Genomic DNA, 10,455 nt, shown 5'->3' on the forward strand with positions numbered 1-10,455 from the left:
GGTCTTGTCCTCTCAGCTTTGTTCGGATTCACGGTCAGTAAATTGCGCTGCCGCGAGAGCACGCAGCTTTTTCTTGTCGACCTTGCCGATGTTGATCAGTGGAATTTCGTCGACAGTGATCACCTGGTCCGGCACCTTGTATCGGGCTACGCCTCGGGTGAGGAAATCATCCAGAATGGCGGAGCGGTTAACGCCTGGTTGGGCGACGATGGCTGCAACGGTGCGCTCTCCCAGTGCTCTATCTGGCATTGGGAAGACGGCTGCAGCACTAATGCCTGGAGTTCCAGACAAGAGTGTCTCGACCTCAGAAGGGGAGACGTTTTCGCCCAGGCGATTGATCTGTTCAACCACGCGCCCGCACAGCACCAGGTTGCCGTCCTCGGTAAGGTAGCCACGGTCACCGGTGCGGAAGAAACCATCCTCGGTGAAACAGTCCGGGGTATCGCGGTTTCCTTTGTAGCCGAAGAAAGTATAAGGGCCCTTTTCTAGTATCTCTCCCGGCTCGCCTCCCGGGCCATCGATTACCAACTCGTCAGCATCAGAGATGGGACGACCTTGCGTGCCAAGAATCACCGCTGGAGGGTCATCAATACGCGTGAACGTAGTGATGCCTTCACCCATGCCATAACCCTGGTGGATACGCACACCGAAACGATCCTGTATTGCCTCACCTAAGCCGTCGTTAAGCGCCGCTGCGCCAATGATAATTCGCTCCAAGGAAGAGAAATCTGCGGGAAACCACTCTGCGGCCTCCACCCACACCTGGGCTACCGCAGGAACTAGTGCAGTCAGCGTGACCCCGTGGGTCGCAATGGCCGGAAACGCCTCATCGAAGGCTGCGCTGGTGCACAGAACCACAGTGCCGCCCGAAAGCAAGGTGCCCAGAATCCCGGGCTGAGCTAAGGCGAAATCATGAGAGGTAGATAGAACCGCCAAGTATACCGTATCTGGCCCGACGCCGCAGCACTGTGCCGCCGCACGGGTGTTATATGCATACGCCTCATGTACCCGGGGAATTATTTTTGGCATGTTCGTGGTTCCGCCAGACAAAAGATTCAGCGCAACGCTGCGTGGATCCGGCCACTTAGTAGGCGGAGAACATTTGGTAGAAATCGGGGCAGTGAAGAGACCTGGCAGAACTCGGTACGAGGACTCCTTGTCGTGCGTGGGTCCGTTATCGGCCCACAGTTCTTTGAGTCCGAGCTCGCCGGGTCCCATAGCCTCTACCATGGCTACGGTGTCAAAACCGAGATGGTCGCGGCCACCGATATAAGCAACTGGGTGTAAAGACTCACACAACGCTGCAACTTCGGCCTCTCTATGCGCGGGAAGCAGCAGGGTTGGGATAGCACCCACGCGCATCAGCGCAAGCAGAGTCACCACATACGCTGCGGTGTTTGGCAGTTGCAGTAGCACGTGGTCTCCTGGCGAGAGGCCGCTTTCTCGTAGCTCCTCGGTGAACACACAAAGTGATTGCTCGAGTTGTGCGTAGGTCAGGTGTGCGTCGTCAGCGATGACAGCTACATGGTCCGAATAAATCTCGGATGATTCGAACAGTTCCTGGCACAGGCTTTTTCGGGCCAGGTGGCCGGTGCCTTCGTAATGCTTCAACACACTGTTGCGGTCGATATCGCGCCCTCTCATGCAAACTCCAAATCAATCGTGCCTGTGCCGGAACGGCAGGTGAGGCCGCCGTCGACACCAACGTGCTTACAAATGCTTAATGTCTTCTCACTGGCCGCAAAATCGATGTCGGTTATGTGGGTAATCCCGTTAGGATGCGGGGTGCTGCGATGGGTATCAATGGCAAAGGGGGTCACGAAAAGCGGGATCGCCCAGTCGTCGGGTGACAGACACCAGCAGGCGAGCCGTCTGCCAGCGGGATCCTTGCGGGAGAACGGGATTGTCAGGCTCTTGGTTTGATGAGAATCAAAAATCTCCTTTATGTGGTCAAATTCCTTGCGCTGCGCCTCCAGTACCACCCGTGAGTACCCCTGTGACATGGTGGAGAATCTGTCATAGGAGTCGACGAATTTTCCATTGCCAGTAAGGTGTAAAAGTTGGCGGAAAAACGGTGGTACGTCGGCTCGCTCTCGTATCTCCAGGTAGGGACCCTCGCAGAAATAAATAAGCGCGCTTGCAGCGTTTTTCTGTTGTCCTGGTTCAACGTCAAAGCCGCGCGAACGGAAGTAATTAATTGAGTTCTCTAGGTCGTCTGCTTTATAGATAATGTGTCCCACATTAGCCATTTCGTTGTTCCCTCTCCGTGAAGAACGGAAGTAGTGAGGGTACGTTCTCCTGTAGCAGGCAGGTGGCATGAGAACCGGCCACGGCATGTATCTGCAGGTTGCCGAGCACGGTCGCTGGCCAATCGATGTCTCCGCCTAGGCTCGGGTAAAAACCAGTTACACCTTCGGTAGGCTGCAGTACGACTACATCACCGAAATAGACATCGGGGACGTAGTCGATGGTTCCGAGTAACGAATGCCGGAAGACATCGTATAGGATGTCCAGCATCCCGCGAGTGGACTCGGAGTCTGTGTCGAATTCACGGATGCTTCGGTAGATGAGTTTGCGGCGCGCCCTGGGACTCAACACCGCCATCTTTTGGAAGAATTCCCCGATATCTGCGTATGGGCCTTCAAGGGTACACAGTTCTTCGTCACTGATATTGCGGTTGATGCCATCAAGGGTGTGCTCCAGGGCTGCTGCGAGGGTTTTGAGGTCGAAGTTCGCCCCCATTGCACTTAGGTCAGCGTTGAAAATGCACCCATAGGCGAGCTCACACAGCAGTTCATTAGTGACCCGGTGCGGGCACTGGTGGGTGCTGATGCAAGTTACCTGGCGCACGTCGCGGCCGAGTTCGGTGAGCGCCTTCGCGGTCTCCAGCGCTAACATACCGCCAATGCAGTAGCCGACCAACTGATAAGATTCCATATCCAACTCATCAAGTTCCTGGGCGTAGCTCTGGGCCAGATCCCTGATCAGCGTACGGGTTGTGTAGTCCAGGAATCGATCTGCGTCACCAGCGGTAAAACCAACGTGGGCAATCTCTGGCTGGCGTTGAAGCAGTTCGGGCATCAAGAACTCGTAGTCCTTCAGGCGGCCAGTGCCAGCGTGGATCATCACGCGGCAGAACATTGCGTCCTTCGGCAATCGGTATACATGCAGATTTGAAGACCCAGTTGGAGAGCCACTGGCTACAGTAGACAGAGCAGTCAGTTCAGGGGAGGTATGATTAGCAGAATTAACGGCTTTTAATGCTTCGGGTTGACAGCTACTTCCTGCAGCCTGTGCTAGCGCGGAAATGCCTGCGATGGTTGGCACCTTGAGTACGCCACGCATAAGGGCGTCCCACGTGTGCTGCTGTAGGCCAGGTATTTCTTGGCGGAGCCGGGTTACCGTTTCGGCCATGAGCAGTGAGTCACCCCCAAGCGCATAGAAGTCATCATTGCGCCCAACCTCCGTGGTGTCGAGGACATCGCGCCAGATAGTCGCTATCTGCTCTTCCGTTTCGTTGCGTGGAGGATCGATCCGGTTGTTGGGGCTTCCCACCGGTTCTAAGCAGAGTTGCGCTAGGGCCTTGCGGTCTACCTTGCCATTTGAGGTTAACGGCAATTCCGGTAGTACATTGACGGAAGCCGGAACCATGTAACCCGGTAGGTGAGCACGCAGGTAGCCCAGAATGTCTTCACTGTTGAGCGTGGGGACATCGTCGTCATCGGCACCAACGATGATGAGTCGTTGCCCGCATTCGCGCAACGGGTCACTAGTGTTTGGGTACTCCGCGATGCGGTGCATCTGGGTATCCCTGAAGACCTGATCCCACTGCGCGTCCTCGATGAACACCTTGTGTGATTCCGCACGGTGGTCCGTGAAATCAACCAGATTCATCTTGATGGACACCGAGATAAGGGCTGCGTAGAGTTCAGTGATCGGCTCTACTATGACGATCACGCCCCCGGGGCGGCGCAGCTGCTTTAAGCGGGTGAATGACTCCTCGATATTTACTGAATTATGCAGTACGTTGGCGCACAAAATGATGTCGTAACCGCCGAACTCTACATCTTGCGATGTGCAGTCTGAGTTCATATCAAACAGGCCATAGGTCATGGCATCACAATGCGCGAACATTTTTTGGGCTTTATGTAGGAAGAATGTCGAAATATCGGTGAAGCGGTATTCGATTACGTTCTCGGGGAGTCGGCTAACAATTTTTTCCGTCGTAGCACCTATGCCAGCGCCGACCTCGAGGATCCTTACCGGATGATCAGCGTGGTGCTCGGCAATGCCGATCACTGCCTCTGCGGCCGCAGCATTCATCGCCTTGCTAATGCGGTTTTCGCCGTAAATGGTGCGGGCGTTATGGGTATCTCCCTCCGGGAAGAACACCTCGGTGGGACTGATCTCTCCGCGCAACTGGGAAAGAAGCGCCTCAGCTGCGTGCCGTTGGTAATTGAATAATTCCTTACTGTTATTGATTTCCGCTTCCATGTTGCCGAACTGATCCCAGGCCTCTCCGAACACGAAGAAGTCCAGGGTCTGTTGGCTGACAGTCCAACCCTCATCATCCTTAGTGGCTAAGCCTTCTCCAGTCAGAATATTGAGCCAACGGGTTATGAGTTCGCGATACTCTTCGGAGGGATGGATCGCCGCGGTGATTTCCGTAAGAGTGTGGTATTTTCCTGCAACGAGGAAAACACCGGCTTGTTGGAAAGCCGCGAGCAAAGCAGCCATCGCGGCTTCGTTTCCCAGCCGCATCCATGTGGCAAATATTCCCGTGTCAAGGCTCGTATCTGCAGGTGTCCAGCGCTGCTCAAGCATTGTACGGAGCTCCGAGTTTCTGATTTGCCCAGCATCCTTGAGCTCATCTTTGTCGCTCTGTGCATCAGTGACGAAAGCATGTAGTTTAATTGGGTCACTGGTTTCCTGGGTGAGTACTATAGCGCGTTCGACGAAGTCGTTGGATTCGAGGACTCCTTCTATCTCGCCGGTTTCCACTCGATAGCCGTTGATTTTTAGTTGATTGTCCCGACGGCCGTGAAACTCGATTACGCCGTCTGGGCGGTAGCTTCCTATATCCCCGGTAGCGTACATACGTGTGCCATGCTTTTCGGAAAAGAAAAATTTCTCTGCTGTGGAGGTTGGATCGTTGAGGTAACCGGTGGCTAGGCTTTCCCCGGAAATATGGATTTGCCCTCGCACCCAGTCCGGACACTCATTGCAGGCCTCGTCGAGCACCCACATTCCTTGGTTGGGTAACGCGGTACCATATGGTATGCTAGTTTCATTTGTGTGACAGGTCATCGGGTGGAAAATCGACCATATTCCGCCCTCCGTGGCGCCGCCGAGGCTGATGAGTTCAGCATTAGGGAAGTGGGGTGCAGCATGCGCTGGGAGAGTGCCCGGGATCCTGTCTCCGGACAGCATAACCAGGTCTAGGCTGAGGATGTTCGGGTGACGGGTCACCTCTACCTCTCGCACAAGCATTTGGAACAGTGCAGGAACAGAGTTCCAGGTATCGACGTTGTTATCAACAAGGAAATCGATCCATTTGCTGGGGTTTCGCGATTCCTCGTCTAACGGCAGGACCAAAGTGCCACCGCTTGCGAAGGTACCGAAGATGTCATACACGGATAAGTCAAAGGATAACTTCGATACCCCCAATACCGTGCGTCTTTTATTTCGGCCGAGGAGATTGTTCACGCTATCTATGGTGTTCATTGCAGCCGAGTGCGTAACGACAACACCTTTTGGAATTCCGGTGCTGCCTGAGGTGAAGATGATGTAGGCGGTTTCGGTGGGGGAAACCGGTGAGGCTATGGTGCCACTGTACTGTATCGGGCTGAGAGTATCGACGTTGATGTTGGAGATATCGGTATTTTCTTCGGAGAAATGAGAATTAGTGATGACGTTGGCAGGACGACACGCTTCTATCATTGAACGTTGGCGGATTGCGGGTTGCTCGTGATCGATCGGCACGTAGGCTGCACCAGTTGATACCACGGCAACAGCGGCAGCTATTTGCCATACTCCGTTACCTAGGACGATGGCAATGTAATCTCCGGGACCGACATCAGAGAGCTCATGCTGTAATGCCCCGACGTAGCCAGCCAGATGTTGGTAGCTGTAGGTTTTTCCGCCACACACCAGCGCTGGCTGGTGTGGGTGCTGCTGGACGTTATCCCAAAACCCGTCGTGGAGGCATCGGGTGGTCTGCTGTACGTGGGTTTTGTGAATGCGGTTACGGATGGCGATCGTCTTATCGGGCAAGTGGACTGAATCAGTTTCCTGCCACGCCGAACCGTCGTCGACCAGGCGATCGAGTAGGTCGGTAAATGACTCCCACATGTCGTCGATCAACGCCGGTTCAAAGACGTCCTCTCGCACGTCCCAGTTGACGTTGCAAGAGCCTCCGTCCTGGAATGCCTGACAGTCAATCCATACCTGCGGCGTTCGGCTTACGCCGGAGACAAGGTTGTAGGCCGGACCATTGTTGTGCGGTGTGTCTGCACCCAACGCGCTGGTGAATACTACCGGGATTACCGCGGGCTGCCCGGTAGTGCGGGCTATATCGCGCAACACGTCAACCCCGGAATACGCAGCGTGTGATAGCTCTTCGGATAGCTGCTCCTGGGTTGCGTGCACGCGCTCACTAAAGGTTCCAGTGTGCGGATGGCAAGCATGTAGGGTCATCTCGGTAAAGTCTCCGATAATACGGTTGATTCCGGCAATGGCAGAATCTCGGTTCATCGAAGTGACATTGACGCAAAAGTCACTTGTGGAGGACCAACGGCGCAGTACATCGGCGTAGGCGGTAAGTAGCGTCGCCGAAGGAGTGACGCCGTGAGTGCTTGCTGCGTCGGTGAGCTTTGACCATGCTGCTGGCGAGCATCGCCAGGTACGCCGGGTGAAACGCACCGGCATTTCGGATGTGCGATCGGCTGAGGTCAGCGTCGGCAGTAAGGGTTTGCCGGACAACGAGGGGATGATCTCGGACCAGTACTTTTTTGCATTGGTGCGTGCAGCGAAGCCAGCGGCACTCTGGCTGTGGTGGTTACGGGAGGTGATTATATCCCGAAACGTGGTGTCCTCTAGTTCCGGTAGAACGTTACCTGCGTAGAGAGTTAGAAGTTCCTCGACCATCACCCTCACGCTTACAAAGTCGGCGATGATCATGTCCACCGAAAACTGTAGGATGCTGCATTCGTCAAATTGCAAAAGCTGGAATTCGTGCAGTGGCCAGGTGCCCAACGGGTAGCTACGGTTTTCCAATTTTGCGCGGTGACGAAGATACTCGGCGTCCGGGACATCTGGGTTGTGGCCCGCGAGGTCTACAGCTTGTAGCACCGGCAAACTGCGAGATTTAACCACCTGCAGCGAATCCGGTGGAACGACCACTGCAGAGAGCATGTCATGGCGCTGGATGAGTTCGTGCCAGGCCTGTTCAAGGCGGCTGCGATCAAGGCGTTCCGTTCGTATTTCGGCGTAGCTGTGGCACCCGGTGCCACCCAGATCATAGCCTTCGTTCTGACCGGTTGCGTATGCGCGCTGAATATCGGTCATGGGGAAGGGGGCGAACCGTGCTTGCTCATCATGCGGAACGGCCTCCCGCTCACGCAACCATGCCAAAACCTTTTCCTTATTTGACCTTAAGGCCGCGAGGTCTTCCTCGCGCAAGGAACCCTTGGGTGAACGGTAGTTGAGTCGATCGCCGTTCACCCATAGCGCTATACCGCGGGATTCAAGGTCGTTAATCAGCGCTGTGACATCCATGTTATCTCTCCTGTGTTCCGGTGGTTGGGGTTGTTTCGCTCAATGGGGGAGGTATGAGACTCCCCCAGCGGCCACATCAGACTCTCGAGACTGAGTGGTTCGGCATGCATAGCTGCTTGGACGGTACATGTGGGACCCAGTAATTGTCCGGTGCGCGCCCAGACTGCGCACAATGCCAGGAGGTATTCGGCTTCTTGCGCTTCGTTCTTGGAGCACGCCAACTTGTCATATACTTCGTTCAGAAACTCCGCAATGCCTGCAGGCCAGGTATGGTCGTAGAGGGCGACACGGGTAACGCACGGCTCGATAAGGAGATTCTCATGCAACTGTAGAGTGCTCAAACGATCATCGGCAGCAGTGCTTAGCAAGCCAGCTTGATCTCGTGGGATTGGGGTGTTTGGGTGCCAGATGATGGTTCCGTCAGTCTCGGTGAGCACCAGATTTCCGGCGTGCGTGAAAACAGTTATTCGATGCCCCACGTGAGCGAAATCGTCTGGCTTTTCTGGGTCGTTGTGATTAACCACGCGCAAGCAGAGCGGGGTTTTGCGTATCGAACCGGTGAGCGTAGTGAATATTCCGGTAACTTGGGTGTCGTCATCAAAGCTCCATGGGGTAAAACCGCCGGTAATCCTTCCGATGATATCGAGCGTTGAGAATAGAAAGTGAATGCTACATTCGGCGTCTATGTGGATGATTTTGAACTGCCTGGTTAGTGTTGTTGCGATTTCCAAGTACCGGGATATGGTTGGATTCCAGCGGTAGAAGGTGTTGAGCTTGAACTGCACGTTATTTTTCGCTGCCATCCGGTAGCAATCTACAGAGTCTTTCTTGTGGATCGGGTGCTCCATCACTACATGCTTGCCACGGCTTAAAAACTCTAGGGCGAGCTGCGTGCCGGAACCGCCAACGACGCTAGATCTGACCACCACACAGGCAAGATCAAAAGCGGGGAGATCTTCGATCTTGGTACACAGAGGTACGCCTAGCTGCTCTGCCAGCCGGCGCGACTGTTCGCTGCCCTGAGATAGGATTGCTACCAGCGAAAATTTATCCGCAAGCTTTTTTATCCCGTTGATGTATATACGGCCAAATGTTGTGCCGCATACGACGACGCGTACAGTGTTCATGCGACGGGCCTTTCTAGGTTCTGAGCCGAAATACCGGGGTTTTTAAATGAAGCCTGCATCGTCGTCATCACTCCATTGAGGTGCGTCGGTAGTTGCTGTAGGGCCGACGATTTTAATGTCGACGTTGTAAGAGGCCAGTGACGAGAGGACAGTTTGAGGGGCCGGCAGCTCATAGCCCCATTTCGGCCCGGTTAGTAGTTCGTCGCGGATAACGCTTTTTGTCGCTTCCGCAACAAAAAGAGCGGTGATGAAGGTGGAGTCCGGTGCGTGGACACTGCCTGAGACGCGAACAGGGCGGCCCCGTAGGGTGCCGTGGACAGTGGCTTGGATGGCAAACCAGTGGTTCTTTCCGGCATCGAGTTTGGTCTTCGCTGCAGCTATGTCTGCGCACAAATTCATGAGCGTGGTTGGGTCTGATATGTCGGTTTGTGAGAGCGCACGTAAAAGTAACTGCTGGGTGTCCCGGTCCGGTATGGCCGTGACCCCTATGAGGCGCGGAATAGAGAAATCTTGGGCCATCTTGCGTAGCTCGTTGGTGACGAACGGGCTTGCTATGAGTCCGTCATCGCTTGGGAAAGGTTCCAGATCTTCAGCGTGGATGCTCCCAGGTTGGTAAGCCACGAGGTCGCCGTCGACAATCATCTTCCCAGGATGTCCGTAGGAGTTGTGGGTACTTAGCACCACATCGACCAGACCCGACAGCCCGCCCCGGTCGCGTCCACCAGTGCAGAGAGTTACCGATTGACAGTCGTCGATTAGGCCCGCCAGGTGGCGTAGTAATAGACCGCTGAGACCGGGGGTAGCGCCGGCGTTGACCACGCACGGACGGTTGGTGGGATAGTTGTCGAATGAGTTGGCTCCGAACGGGTCTATATAGCCCACTGAGTCTGGTAGTGCCGACGCTACTGAGGTCTTGAGAAGACATGACGGTCCGGCGCAGTTGACGACGACATCAAGGTCACGGGAAAATTTGTTGACAGATTCCTCGTCGTGAGCGTCAACGATAGCGGTGCGCTCATCTGATGTGTGGTGAGACCGATTCCCGCAGTTCACCATATGTCCGCTAGCGCGCAACAGTGCGGCTACTTGGCGGCCTACTTCGCCATGCGAACCGAGAACCCCCACTCTTGCCGTCTCTCCTGTGCGAACCACTCAATGTCCTTTTCTTAGCGAGCACATAACGCCAAATAGGGCCTGTTTAGGTTAGGCTACCCTGCGCGGCAATGAGTTGCAATAGATAGAGGGTAAAACGGCTCTTCCCAATCTAGAGTGCGTAGCAACATAGCTACCTGGCTGGGGGTAGGGGTCGTTGGGCCGGGTCAAAAGGATAGGCAGGGGGTGTTTTGGTGGTGTCGTGGCATAGCAAGAGGCCCTAGACGGTGCAAGATGGTCGTTATCACACAGTCCATCCAGCCACCTAGGGCCCTGACCATGAACTTGTGCAGGTATCAAGCTCCGGGTTTCGTAGAGGCTGTTTTTCTTGGTTTTCTACGCCACAGAGGATGCGACAGCGGTGGTGGTGGGGACCTGACCCCCATGTGGTGGACACCTG

The 10,455-nt window shown here is 55.0% G+C and carries 5 protein-coding genes and 1 pseudogene; all 6 read right to left on the reverse strand.

The window, feature by feature from the left end; all coding sequences use genetic code 11:
- Positions 1-12: 12 nt before the first annotated feature.
- Entirely contained in the window at positions 13-1,644 is a 1,632-nt protein-coding gene (locus tag HMPREF2888_RS01720; RefSeq protein ID WP_070518104.1) for an AMP-binding protein, read from the reverse strand.
- On the reverse strand, positions 1,641-2,249 hold the full coding sequence (locus HMPREF2888_RS01725) for a VOC family protein (RefSeq protein ID WP_062037230.1): 609 nt from the start codon (positions 2,247-2,249) through the stop codon (positions 1,641-1,643). Before HMPREF2888_RS01725 ends, HMPREF2888_RS01720 begins: the two co-directional genes overlap by 4 nt.
- Complete coding sequence (locus HMPREF2888_RS01730; RefSeq protein ID WP_061926059.1) at positions 2,242-7,776, reverse strand: non-ribosomal peptide synthetase; 5,535 nt, start codon at positions 7,774-7,776, stop codon at positions 2,242-2,244. The genes HMPREF2888_RS01725 and HMPREF2888_RS01730 overlap by 8 nt, the downstream gene beginning before the upstream one ends.
- Positions 7,758-8,903 carry a Gfo/Idh/MocA family oxidoreductase gene (locus HMPREF2888_RS01735; protein WP_014303371.1) on the reverse strand — a complete coding sequence of 382 codons (1,146 nt, stop codon included), beginning with the start codon at positions 8,901-8,903 and terminating at the stop codon, positions 7,758-7,760. Before HMPREF2888_RS01735 ends, HMPREF2888_RS01730 begins: the two co-directional genes overlap by 19 nt.
- A gap of 42 nt (positions 8,904-8,945) precedes the next feature.
- Positions 8,946-9,545: a hypothetical protein gene (locus HMPREF2888_RS13040; RefSeq protein WP_235591245.1), complete on the reverse strand. Its 600-nt coding sequence runs from the start codon at positions 9,543-9,545 to the stop codon at positions 8,946-8,948.
- Between the two features lie 291 nt (positions 9,546-9,836).
- Positions 9,837-10,055 (reverse strand): annotated as a pseudogene (locus HMPREF2888_RS13245) (NAD-dependent epimerase/dehydratase family protein); the annotation flags it as partial.
- Positions 10,056-10,455: the final 400 nt, after the last annotated feature.

It is taken from the genome of Corynebacterium sp. HMSC077D03, from assembly GCF_001808545.1.
Lineage (GTDB): Bacteria > Actinomycetota > Actinomycetes > Mycobacteriales > Mycobacteriaceae > Corynebacterium > Corynebacterium simulans.

Excerpts from the sequence above, each read along its gene's own strand:
- HMPREF2888_RS01725 (WP_062037230.1), bottom strand. The coding sequence starts at position 2,249 with ATGGCTAATGTGGGACACATTATCTATAAAGCAGACGACCTAGAGAAC.
- HMPREF2888_RS13040 (WP_235591245.1), bottom strand. The coding sequence starts at position 9,545 with ATGATTGTCGACGGCGACCTCGTGGCTTACCAACCTGGGAGCATCCAC.
- HMPREF2888_RS01720 (WP_070518104.1), bottom strand. The coding sequence starts at position 1,644 with ATGAGAGGGCGCGATATCGACCGCAACAGTGTGTTGAAGCATTACGAA.
- HMPREF2888_RS01735 (WP_014303371.1), bottom strand. The coding sequence starts at position 8,903 with ATGAACACTGTACGCGTCGTCGTATGCGGCACAACATTTGGCCGTATA.
- HMPREF2888_RS01730 (WP_061926059.1), bottom strand. The coding sequence starts at position 7,776 with ATGGATGTCACAGCGCTGATTAACGACCTTGAATCCCGCGGTATAGCG.